Genomic DNA, 20,379 nt, shown 5'->3' on the forward strand with positions numbered 1-20,379 from the left:
GTCCGACACCGCCAGGCCTAAATCCTTAGCCGTCAAATCGAGCGTTCCTCCAGCAAGCCGTGGGCGATGTAGAAATCCTGCAGCCCGGCCAGCGCCGGATGCGCCAGCGCCCGGCGAAGATAGTCGCGGATGCGCGGCAGATGCTTCAGATAATAAGGCTTGCCGTCACGTTTTTCGAGCCGCACGAAGATGCCGAGTACCTTGGAATTGCGCTGTGCGGCCATGATTGCATAGGTTTCGAGGAACTCGTCCTCGTCGAAGACGCCGGCCGCGCGCCGCGCGGCGATATAGGCGGCGAGCGTGTGCTTTTCGATTTCAGGTGAAATGGTGACGCGCGCGTCCATGGCGAGCGATGCGACGTCGTAGGCGGACGGTCCGATCAGCGCATCCTGGACATCGACGACGCCGAGGCGGTCATGACCGGAACGGTCAGCGCGCCAGATCAGGTTGGGCGAATGGAAGTCGCGCAACATAAGCGTGTATTCGCGCCCCTCGAGCCGATCGAGCACCGCATTCCATTCGCTGTGGTAGCCGGCGCGCAGCGCCTCGCTTGGCGGGGCGCGTGAAATCGCCGGGACATACCAGTCGACCAGCAATTCGGCCTCGATCATCATGGCGTCGCGGTCGAAAGGCGGCACTTCGTGGAAGACGCCGGGGCCGGCCTGCATACGGGCCGGCCATGTTTTGCCGTGCATCATGGCAAGCAGTTCGGCTGCCGCCGCATAACGCGCGGCCACCGGCTGGCCGCGCTTGTCGAGAAAGCCTTGGGAACCGAGATGCTCCAGCAGAAGAAAACCCTGCTCGAGATCCTGGGCATGGATTTCCGGGACGCTGACACCGCCGGCCCGCAAGGCCCGGTCGATGGCGACGAATGCCGAAACGGATTGCGCCGTGTGGGCGATCTCGGCATAGGGTTTGCCGTCGCGGACTGGCGGTCCGAGCACCAGCCTTGGCGAGTTCATCAGCACGCGCGGCGGAAATCCGGCGAGCGTGACGATCTCGTAGGAGCGAGCCGAGGCATCACCGATGAAATATCGTCGCTGCGCTTCGCCCCAACCGGCCTGCTCGAGAAAATCGCGCATTGCCAGCGATCGCGCCGCGCGCTCGACGGCGGCGCCCTCTCCCGACAGTCTCGCCAGTCGGCCGTCGCCCTGCTGGAGAAGTTCGACCAGCACCGACGTATTCGGCAAATATGCCTCTGCCCGCTCCGGCCATTCGACCAGCGCAGCCGCTTGCGTCAGTGCCTCGTCGAAGCCCAGCTCGTCCAGCTCGGATGCCGTGCCCAGGCGGTAGAGATCGAAATGATGGACCGGCACACGCGTGTCGTAGCTCTGGACCAGCGTGAAGGTCGGGCTCGGCACGTCGAGGCCGGCATCGTCGGCCAGCGCCCTGATCAGCGCCCGTGCCAAGGTCGATTTGCCGGCGCCGAGATCGCCCTTGAGAGCGAGCACGTCGCCAATGCGCAGCGACATGGCAAGATCCTCGCCGAGCCTTGCCGTCGCAGCCTCGTCGGCGAGAAAACGCTCCAGCACCAATACCGCCATCGAACGCGCTACTCGGCCGCCGCACGGATGCCCGACGGCGTGTCGGGAAAAGCGCAAACAACCGTGGTGCCCTTATCCCTGCCGGTCTCGATGCGGACGCTGCCGCCATGGAGTTCGACAAAGCTCTTGACGATCGACAGGCCGAGCCCGGCGCCACGGCGGCGGCCGCCATTGGTGCGCGGCTCGAAGCGCCGGAACACTGACTCAAGCAGGTCCGGCGGCATGCCGGGGCCGTCATCGTGAACGGAAAATTCCACGCCGTCGGCAAGCTGGCGGCAGGCGAGCGTTATGGTGCTCGCTTCCGGCGCGTAATTGGCGGCATTGCTGAGCAGATTGTAGAGTATCTGGCGGACGCGGATCTCGTCGCCGTGGAAGGTCTTCGGCGCGGCAGCCGCGTCGATCCTAAGCTTGATCGCATGTTCTTCCAGCCGATCGGCGACCAGTTCGGCGGCGGCTGTAATGGTTCGATTGATGTGAACTTCGGAAATGTCGAGTTCCATGATGCCGGCATCCACCGTCGCCAGATCGAGGATGTCGTTGACGATGGTGAGCAGGACCGAGGAGGACGAGCCGACATGCCCGATATATTCGCGTTGCTTCTGGTTCAACGGACCAGTCGACGGCAGTGAAAGAAGCTCGGTAAAGCCGATGATGTTGGTGAGCGGCGAGCGCAGCTCATAGGAGACGTGCTGCACGAATTCGTTCTTGATCTGGTCGGACTTTTGCAGCGCCTCATTCTTGTCCTTCAGCGCCCGCTCGACATTGACGCTGTCGGTAACGTCGACGAAAGTCATCATCACCTGGCCGTTGGGCAAAGGGATGACGGCGTAGCGCAAAACGGTGCCGTTGTTCAATTCGGTCTGGCCGTGGCGGTCGCGGCGCTCGTCGTCGAAGCCGGTGATGGCGGCAACGAACGCGCCCCACGGACTGTCGACGGCACGGCGGTCGCAAAGTTCGCGGATCGTCGAGACATGGACGTTGGGTTTTGAGGCATCGGCATCCAGCCCCCACAGGGCCGCGAAGGCCGGGTTGGACAATCTCAGCCTGCCGTCGGGGCCGAACACAGCGACGCCTTCGGCAAGGTTGTCGAGCGTCTCACCCTGAACCCGCACAGCGGTCTGATAGCGGCTTTCAAGGTCCATCTTCTCGGTCAGGTTCTCAAACACCCAGGTGACGCCGCCCTTGGGCTGCGGATTGGCGACGACGCGAATGGTTTTGCCGTCCGGCAGATGCCACCAATGCTCCTGCGATTCAACCGCGCGGTAGGCGCCGAGCAGGCTCTCTTTCCAGCGCCGCCATTCGGGCTGCTCGGCGATCTTGCCTTCGCTGCGCAGGCGGTCGAGCAGCAAGGCGTTATCCGGCGCGCTGTGCAGGAAGCCGCTGTCGAGGCCCCATAGTTTCTGGAACGCCTGATTGAAAAACCGCAATTTCTCGTCGGTATCGAAAATCGCCACGGCGGTGTTGAGCTGATCGAGCGTGTCGGCGTGGCTCTGCACGGTCCGCTCATATTCGGCGCGAATGGCCTCGATGGCGCTGATGTCGCAGGCAAGACCAGCCGAACCATCCGCCCCGGCAAAATCGGTCACGGCAAACATACGGCGGTCGCCTTCGATCACCGTGGAGAGCGTCTGTTCGAAGACGGGGTGCGACTTGTGCTGCTCAGCGATCGTGTCGCGCGCCTGGCCTCCGAGGAATTCCTTGCCGTCACGAACCGCCGCTTCGGCATTCTCGGCCTCGACCGCTTCGGCATAGGCGCGGTTGACCCATTTCAGCCGCCCGTCGACAGTACGCAGCCATGACGGCATCTTGAGCGCATCCAGAAGACCGATCAGCGTCTCATGGTCGGCGGCCAAGCGCTGGTTCTCGATCTTCAGCCTGGCCTGGCTTCGCTGTGTCTCCGAAAGCGAGACGAAGCGAACCAGCACATGCGCCGCACTCTTGCGGCCGTGAACCTCGAGCGGCTGGCCGGCCTGCGATTCGATGACCAGATCGAACGGCTTTGCCTTGTCCCGCAGTGATGCGACGGCATGTTCGAGTGCGGCCGCCGAACGCGGCATAAGCCAGCGGCCGAAAGCCAGGAAGGCCGCCCGGTCCTCCGGCGCGCCGCTCTCGAGCGGCAATGTCCCGACAAGCTCGGGCTTCTTGTTTTCGGCCGCCCATACGACCACGCGCTGATCGCGGGAATGGAGCAGCGCCTCGGAGCGCTGCAGCGCGGCATTGACGTCGGCGATACGGGTCCTGAGCTCGGCATTTTCCGCCGCGGTGCGCGCCCGTTCGCGGATCAGAAAGATGGCCGACAGCAATGCCGCCCCCATGACGCCGACGAACATGGCGAGTTGCATGACCTCGACCGTGCTGACTGACAGCCCGGCCTTTTGCGCCACGCGGGTTTGCGCATGTGCAGCAAAGCCAAGCAGCGGACCAACCAGCGCGGAAGAAGCAAGCAGCACCCCGACACGGCTGCCGGCACGCCACAAAAGGCTGCCGCCTCTGGCAGCGGAGCCCGTGATCGAATCGTTATGGCCGCCGGAAACGGCCTGTCCCGCGCAAGGCGGGTTATCCCCCGGCATGTCTTGGTCCTCTTCGCCGCCTGAATGCAAGACCGCCCTGATGCGTGCGCCCGGGCCTCGTCCCCGGACCGCGAATCAGCACCATAGCGCTTGCGCGAATCGGCGTGAAGAATCAATCAGCGCAAAAATAAAGCCGGGCGAAAAGTCAATCGCCCGGCTTCAATATCTAGTGGCAAGTTTCGCCGTGGTTAATAGCGGTAGTGTTCCGGCTTGAACGGTCCCTGCGGAGTGACGCCGATATAGGCGGCCTGTTCGCCAGACAGTTCGGTCAGGCGGGCACCGAGCTTGTCGAGATGCAGGCGCGCGACCTTTTCGTCGAGATGCTTCGGCAGGACATAGACCTGGTTCTCGTACTGGCCGGGCTTGGTGTACAGCTCGATCTGGGCCAACACCTGGTTGGTGAAGGACGCCGACATGACGAAGCTCGGATGGCCGGTGGCGTTGCCGAGGTTGAGCAGGCGGCCTTCCGACAAAAGGATCATCCGTTTGCCGTCCGGGAAGGTGATCATGTCGACCTGAGGCTTGATGTTGGTCCATTTCAGGTTGCGCAGCGAGGCAACCTGGATCTCGTTGTCGAAGTGACCGATGTTGCCGACGATCACCATGTCCTTCATCAGGCGCATGTGATCGAGGGTAACGACGTCCTTGTTGCCGGTGGTGGTGATGACGATGTCTGCCGTCGGCGCCGCGTCTTCGAGCGTGACCACCTCGAAACCGTCCATCGCCGCCTGCAGCGCGCAGATCGGATCGACCTCGGTGACCTTGACGCGGGCGCCGGCGCCCTTGAGCGAAGCCGACGAGCCCTTGCCAACATCGCCATAGCCGCAGACGACCGCGACCTTGCCGGCCATCATCGTGTCGGTGCCGCGGCGAATGCCGTCGACAAGCGATTCCTTGCAGCCATATTTGTTGTCGAATTTCGACTTGGTGACGGAATCATTGACGTTGATCGCCGGGAACGGCAGCAGGCCCTTCTTCTGCAGTTGATAGAGCCGGTTGACGCCGGTCGTCGTCTCTTCGGTGACGCCGCGGATCGCTTCCTTCTGCCTGGTGAAGAAGCCGGGTGATGCCTGCATGCGCTTCTTGATCTGGGCAAACAGGATCTCTTCCTCTTCGCTGCCCGGATTGGACAGCACATCCTCGCCGGCCTCGGCGCGGGCGCCGATCAGGATGTACATGGTGGCATCGCCACCGTCATCGAGGATCATGTTGGAGGTGCCGCCATCGGCCCACTGGAAGATCTTGTCGGTGTAGACCCAATAATCCTCCAGCGTCTCGCCTTTGACGGCAAACACCGGAATTCCGGCCTCGGCAATGGCCGCGGCGGCGTGGTCCTGGGTCGAGAAGATATTGCAGGAAGCCCAGCGGATATCGGCGCCGAGCGCCTTCAGCGTTTCGATCAGCACCGCCGTCTGGATGGTCATGTGCAACGAGCCGGTGATGCGCGCGCCCTTGAGCGGCTTCTTGTCGCCGAATTCCTCGCGGCAGGCCATCAGGCCCGGCATTTCGGTTTCGGCGATCTCGATCTCCTTGCGGCCCCAGCCGGCAAGCGCGATGTCTGCGACCACATAGTCCTTGCTACCCGTCATGGCAGTGCTCCGATGCGAATTGATTGCGGGACGCGCCCCGCCCCGAAGGCGTGTCGGAGGGCGCGAGTTGCCGGCCTGACTAGCAGATCGGGAGTTGGACGACAATGGGATATAAAGAAATCTTTATCCGTGCATGTCTCCCGCAGTGATCAGCACGTCAGCTTTCCTCGCCGAAACGGGCAGCAACCAATTGCTCCAGCGCCTCGATGACCTCTTCGGCCTCCGGGCCGGTGGCGGTGACGCGGATCGAATAACCGGGGCTTGCCGCCAGCATCATCAGGCCCATGATCGAGGTGCCGCCGACCTTGACGCCGTCCTTCTCGACCTGGACCGTGGCATTGAAGCCGCTGGCAATTTGAACGAACTTGGCCGAGGCGCGCGCATGCAGGCCGCGCTGGTTGACGATCGGAAAGTCGCGAACGATCTTGTCCTTTTCCGGCAACAGCGCGCTCATTTGCTGCTCAGGAGTTGACTGGCGACATTGATGTATTTGCGGCCGGCAGCCTGCGCCTCATCCAGGGCTGCCGTCATGTTATCGCCCTTACGAACGCTGGACAGCTTGATCAGCATCGGCAGGTTCATGCCGGCAATGACCTCGATGCGGCCGGATTCCATCACGGAAATGGCGAGGTTGGAGGGCGTGCCGCCGAACATGTCGGTCAAAACGATGACGCCTGATCCTGTATCGACGCGGCCGACTGCGTCGATAATGTCGCGGCGGCGCTGTTCCATATCATCGTCGGCACCGATCGCCACGGTCTCGAAATTGTCTTGTGGCCCAACGACGTGTTCCACGGCATTGCGGAACTCGGCGGCCAGTTGACCGTGCGTTACAAGCACGAGTCCGATCATTCTTTGGTGGCTCCCGTCATCGCCGCTTCACAGGCGCATTTTATGCTCGCCGACCGTTCCAGGCGGCGGGAGCGCTATCTTGTCGACGCAAGGCCCGTTGACAAGCCCAAAATTGCGCCGGCCCAAGCCAATTTGACGCATTGCAGCAAAAAATCGAAATCGGATCACAGGAAAGGCGCAATCGACAGACGCGACATCACTGCCGGCAAGGCGGCCGCGACATTGCGCCCGGCAAGATCGATGCGCGGCACTGTCACGCCGACAACGAGTTCGCTGCAGTCTTCCTGGAAGCGGGCCATTTTGCCCGCTGGCACCAGCCGGATAATGAGGTCGATCACGCAGCTTGGCTCGAACTGTATCGGTTTGGGGCCGAATCCCGGCACCTCGACGAGGCCGGCTATGCTGGCTGGTGCGCGGCAGACCAGCCGCCCCTCGCAATCGGCGGCAAAGAGCTGGTCATCGCCGATCAGCCGGGAAAACAGCCCGCGCTGGCTGCAATGATCGATCAAGGCGAGCGCCAGCGTCGTCTTGCCCAAGCCGGACGGTCCGGTGATGAGAATGCCGCGATCACCTATCAGGATCGCGGTGCCGTGAATGTGTTCAGGCTGCACAATAGGACCAGGCGTGATTGGAATTCATCCCTCAGCCTTCCGCCGGCAGCGTCACCACGAAGCGCGCGCCCTTGATCTCGCCAGGCTTGGTGCCCGGGATGTTCTCGGCGCTCAGCGTGCCGCCATGGGCTTCAACGATCTGCCTGGATATCGACAGGCCAAGGCCCGAGTTCTGACCGAACGCCTCGCCGGCCGGCCGATCTGTATAGAACCGCTCGAAAATGCGATCGATGTTATCGGCCCGGATGCCGGGGCCATTGTCGTCGACGGTGACGATGTTGAACTTGCCGGCGCGTGCCAGCGATATGGTGATGTGGCCACGATCTTCGGGAACGAACGAGCGGGCATTCTCGATCAGGTTGGTGATCACCTGGCCGATCCTCAGATCATGGCCGACGACGAAGTAGCCTTTCACGCCCTGCGGCAGTTTGGCGACCTTGAACTCGATCTCGACCGCCTTCTTGTTGCGCGTGGCCTCGCGCGAGACGGCGACCAGATCGGTGATGAACTTCTTCAGGTCGACGGTTCCCGCGTCTTCCCGCGCCAGCTCGGCATCAAGACGGGAGGCATCGGAAATATCGGTGATCAGGCGGTCCAGCCGCCTCACATCGTGCTGGATGATATCCATCAGCCGGCTCCGCGAATTGTCGTTCTTGGCCAGCGGCAATGTCTCCACAGCGCTGCGCAGCGATGTGAGCGGGTTCTTCAGCTCGTGCGAGACATCCGCGGCAAAACTTTCGATCGCCTCGATACGGGCGTAGAGCGCATTGGTCATGTCGCGCACGGCGATCGAGAGATTGCCGATCTCGTCCTGGCGGTTGGAGAAGTCGGGGATTTCCTCGCGGTTCTTGACGCCGCGGCGAACCCTGACCGCCGCCGCGGAAAGCCGGCGAAGCGGGTTGGCGATGGTGGAGGCCAGCAGCATCGACAGGATGGCGGTAACCAGGGCGGCGATGCCGAACACACGCAGGATCGCCTTGCGCTCGGCCGCGACGATCTTGTCGATGTCGCCGCCTTCGGTCGACAGCATCAGCACGCCGAGAACGGCACGGAAGCGCTGGATCGGCACCGCCACTGAAACGATCTGCTCGCCCTGCTCCGAGATCCGCACGATCGTCGACGGACTGCCGGTAAGCGCCTTGACCACTTCCGGAAACGCAGCACCGTTGCCGCCCGGCTGCTCGCGATAGACAGGCAGCTGCTTGTTGCGGAAGAAATCAAAGACGAATTTCTGGATGCGCTCCAGAAGGTCCGGCTGTTCCACTTCGACCGGCGGCAGGTCGTAGCGAAGGATCTGGCCGCGCGAATAGAGATGGCGGGAATCGAGCAGCAGGTTGGCGTCGCGGTCGTAGATGCGGGCGCGCGTCCGCGTCGGCGAGATCAGCCGCCTGAGCACCGGCGCCACGCGCTCCGGATTGATCGGGAAATCGAGATTGTCGAGCTGGTCGGAGCCGGGGCCGAGGCTTTCGCCGGCCTGCAACTCAAGCAGCTTTTCCGGATCGATGCTGATCGAATCGGTTTCGACCGTCGCCGACGCGGCGATCGCGCCGGCGATGATCTCGCCTTGAGTCATCAGGCTCTCGACACGGGCGTCGATCAGCCCGTCGCGAAAGGTATTGAGATAGAGAATGCCGGTGACCAGGACGGCAAGGCCGGCAAGATTGAGAAAGAGGATACGCCGTGTCAGGCTGGAAAAGATGTGATGGCCGAGAAACCGGCGCATCGGCACCGTAATTTTCGACACGAAGGCGGGCAGAATCCGCGGCGGGCGCCTGGCGGCGCCCGACCGTCTCACTCGCTCTACTTCCACTGCCATCGAATAGCAGCTCCCGCTCGGTAATTAGTGAGTAGTGAGTAGGCAGCAGGAATAGAGAAATGGTTGGCTGAGATCGCGGCGATGCATGGGTGGCCGCTCGCATCATTCAAAACTGACTACCGACTATTCCCTACTGCCTACTGCCTATTCATGCTTCGCGGAACCGATACCCGACTCCGTAAAGGGTTTCGATCATTTCGAAGTCATCATCGACGGCCTTGAACTTCTTGCGCAGCCGCTTGATGTGACTGTCAATGGTGCGGTCATCGACATAGACCTGCTCATCATAAGCGGAATCCATCAGCGCATCACGGCTTTTTACGACGCCCGGGCGCTGTGCCAGGGAATGCAGGATGAGGAACTCGGTGACGGTCAGCGTCACCGGCTCGCCCTTCCAGGTGCAGGTGTGGCGCTCCTGGTCCATGACAAGCTGGCCGCGCTCAAGCGACCGGGCCTGCTGGTTGGGCGCCTTGGCCGCCGCCTCGCGGGTGCTGGCGCGGCGCAGCACGGCGCGGACGCGTTCGACCAGAAGACGCTGCGAGAAGGGTTTGCGGATGAAGTCGTCGGCGCCCATCTTGAGGCCGAACAGTTCATCGATCTCATCGTCCTTGGAGGTCAGGAAGATCACCGGCAGGTCGGATTTCTGACGCATCCGGCGCAGCAACTCCATGCCGTCCATGCGCGGCATCTTGATGTCGAGGATGGCCAGGTTCGGCGGGCGCGCCGCCAGTCCCTCCAGCGCCGATGCCCCATCCGTGTAGGTTTCGACCCGATAACCCTCGGATTCGAGGGCGATCGAAACCGAAGTCAGAATGTTGCGATCGTCGTCGACAAGCGCGATTGTTGCCATTTCAAGCGGCTCCCTCATGAGCTGTCCCTTCTTTCGTCGAGAAGGGGCTTTTGCAGGACAAATTAGGTACAAAATGTGGCATAGGCTTTATCCGCTGTCACGCGCGGCACGCCGGCGGCCACAATTGTACCTCGATATGGATTGGACGAATGAACATCGCCAATCCTTTGGGCAACCATCAGTGTTTTTGCACATATAAACGATTTAAACAACTTTCAAAATATTTAAATCGATTAATGATTTGATATCATTCGCCTTTTCTGGTTTTGACGTTATTAGCTCCTGCAATGGGGTTTCCGGAATTCGCCGGTAAAGACGCGGTAAATCGAAGAAGGGACACCCATGTCGGAAGCCGGCAAACGCAATCCTGCATGTGCAATCGATCGGATCGGCCTGAGAACCACTGGCGTGGTGCGCTATAATTTCGGCGCGGCCGCGCTCTACGAGGAGGCAATCCGCCGTGGCGAGGCCCGACTCACCGCGCATGGCGCGCTTGCCGCCGAGACCGGGCAGCACACCGGCCGCTCGCCCAGGGACAAATTCGTGGTGCGCGACGAAAGCACCGCGCCGCATGTATGGTGGGACAACAACAAGGCGATTTCGCCGATCCAGTTCGATACGCTGCTCGCCGATTTTCGCGCCCATGCGGCTGGAAAGGACCTTTATGTGCAGGACCTGGTCGGCGGTGCCGACGAGGAACTGAAGCTGCCGACCAGGGTGATCACGGAGCTTGCCTGGCACTCCTTGTTCATCCGCAATCTGCTCATCCGGCCTGCAGCCGCCGAACTCGAGCATTTCGTGCCCGATTTGACGATAATCGACCTGCCGTCGTTCCGCGCCGATCCCGCCCGCCACGGCACGCGCGGCGAAACGGTGATCGCGGTCGATCTTTCGCGCATGATCGTGTTGATTGGCGGTACCTCCTATGCCGGCGAGATGAAGAAGTCGGTGTTCACCGTGCTCAACTATCTGCTGCCGGCAAAAGGCGTGATGCCGATGCATTGCTCGGCCAATGAAGGGCCCGCCGGCGACGCGGCCGTTTTCTTCGGCCTTTCCGGGACCGGCAAGACGACGCTGTCGGCCGACCCGTCGCGCACGCTGGTCGGCGACGACGAGCATGGCTGGGGACCGCACGGCGTCTTCAATTTCGAAGGCGGCTGCTATGCAAAGACGATCAAGCTTTCGGCCGAAGCCGAGCCGGAGATCTTCGCCACCACCCAGCGCTTCGGCACCGTACTGGAGAATGTGGCGCTCGACGCCGGCCGCGTGCCGGATTTCGACGACGGCGGGCTGACCGAAAACACGCGCTGCGCCTACCCGCTCCATTTCATCCCGAACGCCAGCAAGACGGGGCGCGCCAGCCACCCGAAGAACATCATCATGCTGACCGCCGACGCATTCGGCGTGATGCCGCCGATCGCGCGCCTGACCCCGGCGCAGGCGATGTATCATTTCCTCTCCGGCTATACCGCCAAGGTGGCCGGGACCGAGAAGGGCGTTACCGAACCCGAAGCGACGTTTTCGACATGCTTCGGCGCACCGTTCATGCCGCGGCATCCGTCGGAATACGGCAATCTGCTGCGCGAGCTCATCGCCCGCCACGGCGTCGATTGCTGGCTGGTCAACACCGGCTGGACCGGCGGCGCCTACGGCACCGGCAAGCGGATGCCGATCAAGGCAACGCGGGCGCTGCTTGCGGCGGCGCTCGACGGCTCGCTGAAAGCGGCCGACTTCCGCACCGACGCCAATTTCGGTTTTGACGTACCGGTGACGGTTGCCGGCGTCGACCGCGCCATTCTCGACCCGAGATCGACCTGGGTCGACAAGCCCGCCTACGACCGGCAGGCGGCAAGGCTGGTCGGCATGTTCGTCGACAATTTCGAAAAGTTCGAAGCCCATGTCGACGCCACCGTGCTCGGCGCCGCACCACGCATGCAGGTAGCGGCTGAATAGCCGTCGCCCCTGGTGATGCTTCAAGGCCCGGCTTCGATCGGGCCTTTTCTTTTTCCGCCCGCCGCGCCATGACTGCGGCATGAACGCCGACGACAAGATCATCATCACCGACGATGCGGTGATTAATCCGGGCGACCTGCACGAGGACTTCATCCGTTCGTCCGGCCCGGGCGGCCAGAACGTCAACAAGGTGGCGACGGCAGTGCAATTGCGCTTCGATGCCGCCAATGCGGCTGGCCTGTCGGAGCGGGTGCGCGAACGAACCATCAAGCTTGCCGGCCAGCGCGCCACCAAGGACGGCGTCATCGTCATCGAAGCCGGACGCTTCCGCACCCAGGAGCAGAACCGGGCGGACGCCCGGGCGCGGCTGACGGCACTGGTTGCCAAGGCCGCCGAACCACCGCCACCGCCGCGCAAGAAGACCAGGCCATCCAAAGGCGCGGTCGAAAGACGGCTCAAGAGCAAGGCCGGGCGCGGCTCGATCAAGAAAATGCGCGGCCGGGTTGAGGATGAGTGACAGCCGAAGCGGCTTCGGATCTCAGATCGCCGGCGTAACGCGCGCAGCTACTGTCGGAGGCGGCTTTCGGGTCGCCGTTTTCGTTTGACGGTGGCATTCTGATTTTCCAGACCAACGGATCAAGCAACGCGATGCTCGTACTGCCCAAAGGCGTCCGCCATATGCCCGGCCACCTCTCGCGCGCCATGCAGGAAGTGCTGGTGGAAGATATCAGGAAAGTCGTGGAGGAAGCCCCGCTGTTCGTGCCGGCAATGCCGCGTACCGGCAAGGAGATGAGCGTGCGCATGACCAATTGCGGCCCGCTGGGCTGGGTCACCGACAAGGAGCACGGCTATCGCTACCAGCCGATCCACCCGGTGACCGGAAGGCCTTGGCCGCCGATCCCGGAGATACTACTAGATCTGTGGCGGGACGTAGCTGCCTATGCGCACCCGCCGGAGGCCTGCCTGGTCAATTTCTATTCACAGGATGCCAAGATGGGTCTTCACCAGGATCGCGACGAGAGCGATTTCTCCGCGCCGGTCGTCTCCGTCTCGCTCGGCGACGATTGCCTGTTCAGGGTCGGCCAGACGAAGCGCGACGGCGCCACCAAATCGTTCAGGCTGAAAAGCGGCGACGTCGTAGTGCTCGGCGGCGAAGGCCGGCTCTGCTTTCACGGCGTTGACCGTATCTACCCCTCGACCTCAGCACTGCTCAAGAATGGCGGCCGCATCAATCTGACGCTGCGGCGGGTGACGACGCCGACATAGGCTGTTCGGGTGCCCGGGGGTGCCAGTAGCACGACCGCCGTTGTAGCGTTTGGCCAGCAGCAGGGCACTGCCCGGCCAGGGTTGCAAGCCCGGAGCCTGGCGGTGCGTTGCATCGTTGCGCGCACGCCAGGCCTGGAGCGCCAACAGCCGATCTCGGGCGGTCCGGGAATCGCATCATCTCGAGCCGTTCCGCAAACCTAGACCAGCACTGGCGAATACCCAGTGGCGAAGCACCACATAGTTGACGAGCGGGATTACGAGGCATGTCAGCACAATCGGAATCTGCGCCTGCAGGCCCAGAATCCCGGACAACACGGCGGGCAGAAGAAATGACACCGCCAGACCAAGCAATGTCAGCACGAAAAAGCGAGGCGCCTCGAAACGATGCGCCCCGTTGGAAGCGAAGGTAAAATACTTGTGGCCGGCGTAGGAAAAGAGGGCGGCGATGACGTAAGAGAGCACCGAGGCCGAAGCCGGCCGCATCGACACCGCGTCCCCCATCGAAAATACCGCGGCAAGCAGTGCGTAGAGCAGAGTGGCGCCAAGGCCGATAATCAGGAAACGCGCCGGCCGCTTTGCAAGTCTGAAGCCCGAACCGGCGCTAAACACGGCCGCTGCACACATATTGCGCACCGAGCGGCAGATTTGAGAGCCAGCCCTCGACCCTGCGCGCGACCGAATTTGCGAAAGGAAACATCAGAAAATGTCTGCCTTCGACCTCTGTGAGGCCGGCTGTCTCCATGAGATGCCCGGCTCGGCGGCGACTGATCAGGACAGCATCTTCATCGAAGGGGCAGCGGAAGACGGCCAGGCGTGTCAATGGATTGAACGGGTTGTGCTCGATCACCGAGACAACGCCGCCGGGTCGGACGACGCGTCGCATCTCGGAAACAAAGCTCGGCCAATGTTCAGGCGGCACATGATGGACGACGCAAACGGCGAATGCGAGGTCGAATGTGCCATCCGCGTAAGGCAGCACGGGAGCCATGTAGTCGGCATAGGTGACCCAGGGGTTTTCCTCACGCGCCCGGGCGATGGATTCCCTCGAAATGTCGCAGCCGTGAAGGTCTGGAAAAAGCGGCTTCACGTAAGGATGCAGCGCGCCGATCCCGCAGCCGACATCAAGCGCCCGAACGCTGCCGTCGCGCCTCGCGATACCGCGTGTCGCGATCAGGTCGGCGAGAGGGGCCAACTTGGCGTGCAGGAAGAAGTCATGCTTCAGCCCGGAGAAGCTGATCGAGTCGTCGACAGTCCTGTTATAGGTGGTGCGATATTGATCGAAGAGTTCGGCCATCAACCAAACCTTCTGTCGCGTGACGCCGACAACGTCGCCTCGGTGTTTCGATTGTCGACTTCCGCCCGGAGCGCGTCCTCGAAGCCAGTAAGGCGATCAATGACGTAGAGCGGCCGGCGCTTGATCTCGGAGTGGATCCCGCCGACATAGAGGCCGACGATACCGGTCATGAACAGGTTGATCCCGGACAAGAAGGAAACAATAACAACTGTCGACGTCCAGCCTTGGACGACACCGAAACTGAATGCCCAGGAAGCCACGGCGAAGAGCCCGAGCAGCGCGGCTACTCCCGAGATAGCGAGCCCGGCCCAGAGCGCCATACGCAATGGTTTTTCCGAAAAGCCGATGACCCCGTGGACAGCCAGGCGGAGCATCTTCCAGAAAGGATACTTTGTTTCACCTGCGGCGCGCGCCGGCCGCTCGAATGAAACCGCCGTCTGCTTGAATCCCATCCAACCGAACATGCCGCGCACGAAACGGTTGCGCTCCGGCATCTGCTTGAACGTATCGAGAGCCTTGCGGCCGATTAGTCGGAAATCGCCAACGTCGCGGGGAATGTCGACCGAAGTCATCTTCTCCATCAGCCGGTAGAAGATGCTGGCTGTCAGCCGTTTGAACCAGGTTTCGCCTTCGCGCCGCATGCGCCTCGCGTAGACGATTTCATAGCCCTCCTTCCACTTTTCCACCAGTTGGAGAACGACTTCAGGGGGATCCTGGAGGTCGGCATCCATGACCACCACGGCTTCGCCGGCAGCCGCGTCCATACCGGCTGTAATTGCAATCTGGTGGCCGAAATTGCGCGACAGTTCGATCAGCCGGAAGCGTGGCTCCTCGGCAACCATCCCACGCAGGTAGATCACACTCGTGTCGGTACTGCCGTCGTCGACGAAAATAGCCTCTGCCGGTGCGTCCAGCGCGTCGAGCAGAGCGACTATTCGCCGGATAAGGAGTGGAAGAACCGCCTCCTCGTTGAAGATCGGAATGACCAGGGAATAGCGGGGCTGCGTCGCACGAACTCCGGTACTGCTCGCGTTGATCACCGACTGCTCCCGACAGATCCGCTGGAATTGCCCATCGAACACTAGGCGGGATAGCCTAAGGCGCCGTTAACCGCGCCGTTACAGTTTCCTGAGCGCCACTTCCTCGACCAGATGGTTGGCGCCCTTGCGCAGGATGAGATCGGCTCGGGCGCGGGTCGGCAATATATTCTCGCGCAGATTCTTCAGGTTGATGTTGGTCCACAGACCCTCGGCGATGGCGCGGGCCGCATCCTCGGAAAGTTGCGAATAGCGGTGAAAGAAGGAGGCCGGGTCGCGGAAGGCGGTTTCGCGCAACCGCATGAAGCGGGCGATATACCAGTGATGGATCAGCGCCTCCTCCGCATCGATGTAGATGGCAAAGTCGAAGAAATCCGACAGGAAAGGCACGATCTTGCCGTCCTTCGGCAGCTTGCCCGGCTGCAGGACGTTAATACCTTCGAAGATCAGGATGTCGGGCCGGTCGATGGTTTGGAACGCGCCCGGAATGACGTCATAGGTCAGGTGCGAATAGACTGGCGCGCGGACGTTGCGCTGCGCCGATTTGATGCCGGACAGGAAACGCAGCAGCGCGCCGACGTCGTAGCTGTCGGGAAAGCCCTTGCGCTCCATCAGATTGTTGCGGCGCAGGACTTCGTTCGGCAGCAGGAAGCCGTCGGTGGTGACCAGGTCGACCTTGGGACTCGACGGCCAGCGCGCCAGCAGCTCCTTTAGCACGCGCGCCGTGGTCGATTTGCCGACCGCGACGGAACCGGCAATGCCGATGATGAACGGTGTCTTGGCCGCGTCCAGCGCGTTGAAGAAGGCCTGGCGCTGCCTGAACAGGAGTTGACTGGCTTCGACATGAGCCGACAACAGCCGCGACATCGAAAGATAGATGCGCTCGACTTCGTGGAGATCGACCGGATCGTTCAGCGACCGCAGACGACGGATTTCGTCCTCGGTGAGCGTCATCGGCGTATCGGCGCGGAACCGCGACCATTGCTCGGCCGAGAAGAAACGATAGGGTGAATACTTCTCGGTAGGAGCGAGCTGGTCCATCGAGTTCCTCCGCAGCGATCAGCCCCGGTCCAGCCGAGACGCCTTTTCGGCGATGCCCGAACGACCGGTGCGGCGTTCAAGCTCGTTGAGCACATCGCTCAGCGGAATGTCCGCTATGCCGAGAACGACAAGCCAATGATAGATGAGATCGGCGCTTTCCGAAACAAGCGCGTCCCGGTCGGCGCTGACGGCTGCGATTACCGTTTCGACCGCCTCTTCGCCGAGTTTCTGCGCCGCCTTGCTCATGCCGCGCTGAAAGAGCTTGGCCGTCCACGAATCCGGATCGCCGGAACGTGCGCGTTCGCCAATAATCTTCTCCAGATCGGAGAGCGAGAACTCGGTCATGACGGCGTTTACAGCCTCTTCTTAGCCGGAAAGGCTCTAGGACCGATTACCCGGCGAGTCCAGCCGCATCGGCAGTCCGGCCTGAGCCATGTGCAGCTTGGCCTCGGCGATGCTGTAGGTGCCGAAATGGAAGATCGACGCCGCCAGCACCGCGCCGGCATGGCCGTCGCGAATGCCTTCGACAAGGTGGTCGAGCGTGCCGACGCCGCCGGAAGCGATGACCGGCACGCGTACGGCATCGGCGACCGCGCGGGTAAGTGCTATGTCGTAGCCGGCCTTGGTGCCGTCGCGGTCCATCGATGTCAGCAGGATCTCGCCGGCGCCGAGATCGACCACTCGCCGAGCGAACTCGACAGCGTCGATGCCGGTCTTCTCGCGGCCGCCATGGGTGAATATCTCCCAGCGGTCAGCCTCGCCCGCAGCGGACACTTTCTTGGCATCGATGGCGACGACGATGCACTGGTTGCCGAATTTGTCCGCTGCTTCGGCGACAAAATTTGGGGTCTTCACCGCCGCCGTGTTGATCGACACCTTGTCGGCGCCGGCCAATAGCAGCTTCCTGATGTCGGCGACCTGACGGACGCCACCGCCAACGGTCAGCGGCATGAAACATTGTTCGGCGGTGCGGGCGACGACATCGAAAATGGTCTCGCGGTTTTCCGACGAGGCGGTGATGTCGAGAAAGCACAGCTCGTCGGCGCCGGCCGCGTCATAGGCTTTTGCCGCTTCGACGGGATCGCCGGCATCGACCAGGTCGACGAAATTGACGCCCTTGACGACACGGCCGTTCTTGACATCCAGACAGGGGATGACGCGGGCTTTCAGCATCAGATCCTCTCGATCTCCGCAAGAAAGTCGACGAGCAGCTGGCCGACGACGGGCGGAACCTCGGACTGGGAATCAAAGGCCGGGTCGTAGGCCGAGAGCGTCACGCCGACGATCGGGATGGACCTGGCCAGTCCGCAGGCAAGCTGCCGCAACTGTTCCGGGCTCGGACCGCCCGGGTGCGTGTAGCGGTTCACCTGCAGCACATTCGGATCGACGACGTCCAGGTCGAGATGCAGATGCGCCCGCACAGTCCCTGTCGCCGTGAGCTTTCCGACTATATCGAGTGCACCGGCACATTCGGTGCGCACGATCGGCAAGGTTTCCAGCAGGCGCTTTTCGTCGGGATCGAGGTCGCGGGCATCGACCAGCAGGCAGCGCGCCGGGTCTATCGGCCGGAACCCCGGAATCGCTGCCGCCATCGGACGCCAGCAGAGCCCGAGAGTCGCCGCCAGCGCCATGCCGTCCAGAAAGCCGTAGGCCGACGTCTCCGGCGTGTTGAGATCGCCATGCTGGTCGATCCAGATGATCGAATCCGCGGCTTCACCGGCAACCGCTCCGGCGGCGGTCAGGCAATTTCCAGCAAGGATAATGGGGAAGCGTCCTCCATCGCGGGCGAGGCTAACCTTGGTCGCGACAACGTTGCAGACGGCAAAGCCGGTTGCGATTTCGCGCCCCTGCTCGTCTCCCACCCTGCCGATATCTTCGACGGCGACTTCATGGCCAGCCATGGTCAGGGCTTCGACGAGCCCACCGCCGACAATGGCGTCCGGCCCCTGGCCGCACCCTTCGTGATAGTGCCCGCTGTCATAGGGGACGAGGATAATCGAGACCTTCACGTTTCACACCCCTGCCATCGGTCTGCCACGCAGGATCGCCAGTGCCTCGGTCGGATCGATGCGGCCGTCGTAGAGCGCGCGGCCGGAGATCGCGCCTTCGAGCTTCTGCGCATCGGGCATGGTCATGCGCACGATGTCGGCGATCGAGGCGAGCCCGCCCGAGGCGATGACCGGGATCGAAACCGCCTCCGCGAGATCGATGGTGGCGTCCCAGTTGATGCCGGTCAGCACCCCGTCGCGATCGATGTCGGTGTAGATGATGGCGGCGACGCCGGCGCCTTCGAATTTCCTCGCCAGTTCGATGACGCCGAGACTCGAGGCCTCGGCCCAGCCTTCGACCGCGACCTTGCCGCCCTTGGCATCGATGCCGACGGCGATCTTGCCCGGGAATGCCTTGCAGGCCTGGCTGACCAGATCCGGATCGCGCACCGCCACGGTGCCAAGAATGACGCGGGCCAGCCCACGGTCGAGCCAGTCCTCGATCTGCGCCAGGGTGCGGATGCCGCCGCCGAGCTGCACCGGGTTGCTCGTCGCCTTGAGGATGGCGCCGACCGCGGCGCTGTTGACGCTCTGGCCCTTGAAGGCGCCGTTGAGGTCGACGACGTGCAGCCATTCGAAGCCCTGCTCTTCGAAGGCGCGCGCCTGAGCCGCCGGATCGTCATTGTAGATCGTCGCAGTTGCCATGTCGCCATGCCTGAGGCGCACGCATTTGCCGTCCTTGAGGTCTATGGCCGGAAACAGGATCACCTTCAGGCGCCTTCGACGATGACAAAGTGCCCGGTCGAGCCGGCGAGCCTGTACTTCAAGGCCTCCTGGTATTCAGGCGAGCCGTAGCATTCCAGCGCCATTTCATAGGATTCGAATTCCACCAGCACGTGGCGATTGCCGGTCGGTCCTTCCGGGCTGGTATACCGCCCGGCGCGCACCGGGAGCTTCGCGCCGTATTTCGCGAAAGCCGCGGCATTGGCCTCGATGTACTGCTTGTAGATCTCGGGATCGTGGACATCGACCATTGCCATCCAATAGCCCTTCTTGCTCATGGTTCAGGGCCTCCAGCCTAGGAAATTGGTGATCAGCGCCAGGCCCAGCGCCTGGCTCTTCTCGGGGTGGAATTGCGTTCCGGCCAGGTTGTCGCGGACGACAGCGGCCGTTATCGGGCCGCCATAGTCGGCAACCGCCAGCACCTCATCCTCTTCCCGTGCATCCAGATGGTAGGAGTGGACGAAATAGGCGTGCAGTCCCTTGCCGCCCGTCGCAATGCCGGAAAACAGCGGATGCTTGCGCTTCAGGTCAATCGTGTTCCAGCCGATCTGCGGGATCTTCAGCGTCGGATCGGCCGGCGTGATCTCCTTGACGTCGCCGGCGATCCAGCCAAAGCCCTTTGTGACGGTCTTTTCCAGGCCTCGCTCCGACATCAGCTGCATGCCGACACAGATGCCGAGGAACGGCCGAGCCTTGGCGATCGCCACCTCCTCGACCGCCTCCCACATGCCGGCGACCGCACGCAGTCCAGCGGCGCAATCGGCATAGGCGCCGACGCCGGGCAGGACGATGCGGTCGGCGGTCCTGACCCGCTCGGCATCGGCGGTGAGTTCGATCGCGGCGGCAATGCCGGCTTCATGCGCGGCACGCTCGAAGGCCTTGGTGGCCGAACGCAGATTGCCCGACCCGTAGTCGATGATCGCGACCCTCATCTCAGGGCTTTCCCGGAATATGGTTCAGCCCCAGTGCCAGGCCCATCTGCGCCGGCCGGGCATGTGCTGCGTCTGGGACGATACGCTGCGCAGGAGTTTGTGCATCCGAATCCGCAGCGGCTTCCAACACATAGCGGATGTCGGCGTGGGGGGGGGCGGGGGGCGGGGGGGCGGCCGCCCGACTAGCGCGCCGCGGGGGCCGGGGCGGGGGAGGGGGCGCCGGGGCGGGCCCCCCCCCCCCACCACCGCAGAC

At 62.7% G+C, this 20,379-nt stretch carries 21 protein-coding genes and 1 pseudogene; 3 read left to right on the forward strand and 19 right to left on the reverse strand.

The annotated features are described in order from the left end of the window. Positions 1–32 precede the first annotated feature (32 nt). The 8 genes from tsaE to NKJ35_RS25890 form a co-directional block, all read right to left on the reverse strand. Positions 33–1,544: a tRNA (adenosine(37)-N6)-threonylcarbamoyltransferase complex ATPase subunit type 1 TsaE gene (tsaE, locus tag NKJ35_RS25855; RefSeq protein ID WP_352650201.1), complete on the reverse strand. Its 1,512-nt coding sequence runs from the start codon at positions 1,542–1,544 to the stop codon at positions 33–35. Between the two features lie 8 nt (positions 1,545–1,552). Then, positions 1,553–4,114, reverse strand: coding sequence for a sensor histidine kinase (locus NKJ35_RS25860; protein WP_352650203.1), 2,562 nt, complete (start codon positions 4,112–4,114; stop codon positions 1,553–1,555). Positions 4,115–4,302: 188 nt separating this feature from the next. Beyond that, positions 4,303–5,703, reverse strand: a complete 1,401-nt coding sequence (gene ahcY / locus NKJ35_RS25865) for an adenosylhomocysteinase (protein WP_352650205.1) — start codon at positions 5,701–5,703, stop codon at positions 4,303–4,305. 157 nt (positions 5,704–5,860) lie between these two features. Then, complete coding sequence (locus NKJ35_RS25870; protein ID WP_352650207.1) at positions 5,861–6,157, reverse strand: HPr family phosphocarrier protein; 297 nt, start codon at positions 6,155–6,157, stop codon at positions 5,861–5,863. Then, complete coding sequence (locus NKJ35_RS25875) at positions 6,154–6,555, reverse strand: PTS sugar transporter subunit IIA (RefSeq protein ID WP_254815942.1); 402 nt, start codon at positions 6,553–6,555, stop codon at positions 6,154–6,156. The genes NKJ35_RS25870 and NKJ35_RS25875 overlap by 4 nt, the downstream gene beginning before the upstream one ends. A 164-nt stretch (positions 6,556–6,719) precedes the next feature. Further along, positions 6,720–7,166, reverse strand: a complete 447-nt coding sequence (locus NKJ35_RS25880; protein ID WP_352650209.1) for an HPr kinase/phosphorylase — start codon at positions 7,164–7,166, stop codon at positions 6,720–6,722. Positions 7,167–7,197: 31 nt separating this feature from the next. Then, the gene (locus tag NKJ35_RS25885; RefSeq protein WP_352650210.1) at positions 7,198–8,982 is read right to left on the reverse strand and encodes a sensor histidine kinase; all 1,785 of its coding nucleotides are present in this window, start codon (positions 8,980–8,982) and stop codon (positions 7,198–7,200) included. A gap of 148 nt (positions 8,983–9,130) precedes the next feature. Beyond that, a complete protein-coding gene (locus NKJ35_RS25890) occupies positions 9,131–9,832 on the reverse strand; it encodes a response regulator transcription factor (protein ID WP_023677547.1) in 702 nt (233 codons plus the stop codon). Between the two features lie 342 nt (positions 9,833–10,174). Between NKJ35_RS25890 and NKJ35_RS25895 the strand changes: the two genes are divergently transcribed. The 3 genes from NKJ35_RS25895 (at position 10,175) to NKJ35_RS25905 (ending at position 13,051) form a co-directional block, all read left to right on the forward strand. Continuing rightward, on the forward strand, positions 10,175–11,785 hold the full coding sequence (locus tag NKJ35_RS25895) for a phosphoenolpyruvate carboxykinase (protein WP_352480189.1): 1,611 nt from the start codon (positions 10,175–10,177) through the stop codon (positions 11,783–11,785). Positions 11,786–11,864: 79 nt separating this feature from the next. Further along, positions 11,865–12,302: an alternative ribosome rescue aminoacyl-tRNA hydrolase ArfB gene (gene arfB, locus NKJ35_RS25900; RefSeq protein ID WP_352480188.1), complete on the forward strand. Its 438-nt coding sequence runs from the start codon at positions 11,865–11,867 to the stop codon at positions 12,300–12,302. Between the two features lie 131 nt (positions 12,303–12,433). Next, positions 12,434–13,051: an alpha-ketoglutarate-dependent dioxygenase AlkB family protein gene (locus tag NKJ35_RS25905; protein ID WP_352650212.1), complete on the forward strand. Its 618-nt coding sequence runs from the start codon at positions 12,434–12,436 to the stop codon at positions 13,049–13,051. A gap of 174 nt (positions 13,052–13,225) precedes the next feature. On the opposite strand, the gene NKJ35_RS25910 is transcribed toward NKJ35_RS25905, so the two are convergent. The 11 genes and pseudogenes from NKJ35_RS25910 to NKJ35_RS30960 form a co-directional block, all read right to left on the reverse strand. Beyond that, a complete protein-coding gene (locus NKJ35_RS25910) occupies positions 13,226–13,675 on the reverse strand; it encodes a GtrA family protein (RefSeq protein WP_352650213.1) in 450 nt (149 codons plus the stop codon). Then, the gene (locus tag NKJ35_RS25915) at positions 13,653–14,345 is read right to left on the reverse strand and encodes a class I SAM-dependent methyltransferase (protein WP_352650215.1); all 693 of its coding nucleotides are present in this window, start codon (positions 14,343–14,345) and stop codon (positions 13,653–13,655) included. The genes NKJ35_RS25910 and NKJ35_RS25915 overlap by 23 nt, the downstream gene beginning before the upstream one ends. After that, positions 14,345–15,385 (reverse strand): glycosyltransferase family 2 protein, encoded by a 1,041-nt coding sequence (locus NKJ35_RS25920; RefSeq protein WP_502904674.1) that lies wholly within the window; start codon positions 15,383–15,385, stop codon positions 14,345–14,347. The genes NKJ35_RS25915 and NKJ35_RS25920 overlap by 1 nt, the downstream gene beginning before the upstream one ends. A 78-nt stretch (positions 15,386–15,463) precedes the next feature. Then, the gene (gene coaA, locus NKJ35_RS25925) at positions 15,464–16,423 is read right to left on the reverse strand and encodes a type I pantothenate kinase (protein ID WP_352480184.1); all 960 of its coding nucleotides are present in this window, start codon (positions 16,421–16,423) and stop codon (positions 15,464–15,466) included. A gap of 18 nt (positions 16,424–16,441) precedes the next feature. Further along, positions 16,442–16,768: a phosphoribosyl-ATP diphosphatase gene (locus NKJ35_RS25930; RefSeq protein ID WP_254815934.1), complete on the reverse strand. Its 327-nt coding sequence runs from the start codon at positions 16,766–16,768 to the stop codon at positions 16,442–16,444. A 36-nt stretch (positions 16,769–16,804) separates the two neighbouring features. Next, positions 16,805–17,599: an imidazole glycerol phosphate synthase subunit HisF gene (hisF, locus tag NKJ35_RS25935; RefSeq protein ID WP_254816374.1), complete on the reverse strand. Its 795-nt coding sequence runs from the start codon at positions 17,597–17,599 to the stop codon at positions 16,805–16,807. Then, positions 17,596–18,432 carry an arginase family protein gene (locus tag NKJ35_RS25940; protein WP_352650216.1) on the reverse strand — a complete coding sequence of 279 codons (837 nt, stop codon included), beginning with the start codon at positions 18,430–18,432 and terminating at the stop codon, positions 17,596–17,598. The genes hisF and NKJ35_RS25940 overlap by 4 nt, the downstream gene beginning before the upstream one ends. Positions 18,433–18,435: 3 nt before the next feature. Beyond that, complete coding sequence (gene hisA, locus NKJ35_RS25945) at positions 18,436–19,179, reverse strand: 1-(5-phosphoribosyl)-5-[(5-phosphoribosylamino)methylideneamino]imidazole-4-carboxamide isomerase (RefSeq protein ID WP_352650217.1); 744 nt, start codon at positions 19,177–19,179, stop codon at positions 18,436–18,438. Between the two features lie 2 nt (positions 19,180–19,181). After that, entirely contained in the window at positions 19,182–19,472 is a 291-nt protein-coding gene (locus tag NKJ35_RS25950) for a DUF1330 domain-containing protein (protein WP_352650219.1), read from the reverse strand. 3 nt (positions 19,473–19,475) lie between these two features. Then, positions 19,476–20,126, reverse strand: coding sequence for an imidazole glycerol phosphate synthase subunit HisH (hisH, locus tag NKJ35_RS25955; protein WP_352480180.1), 651 nt, complete (start codon positions 20,124–20,126; stop codon positions 19,476–19,478). Position 20,127: 1 nt separating this feature from the next. Beyond that, positions 20,128–20,271 (reverse strand): annotated as a pseudogene (locus NKJ35_RS30960) (DUF2628 domain-containing protein); the annotation flags it as partial. Between the last annotated feature and the right edge of the window lie 108 nt (positions 20,272–20,379).

The organism is Mesorhizobium sp. M0136 (assembly GCF_040322515.1).
Lineage (GTDB): Bacteria > Pseudomonadota > Alphaproteobacteria > Rhizobiales > Rhizobiaceae > Mesorhizobium.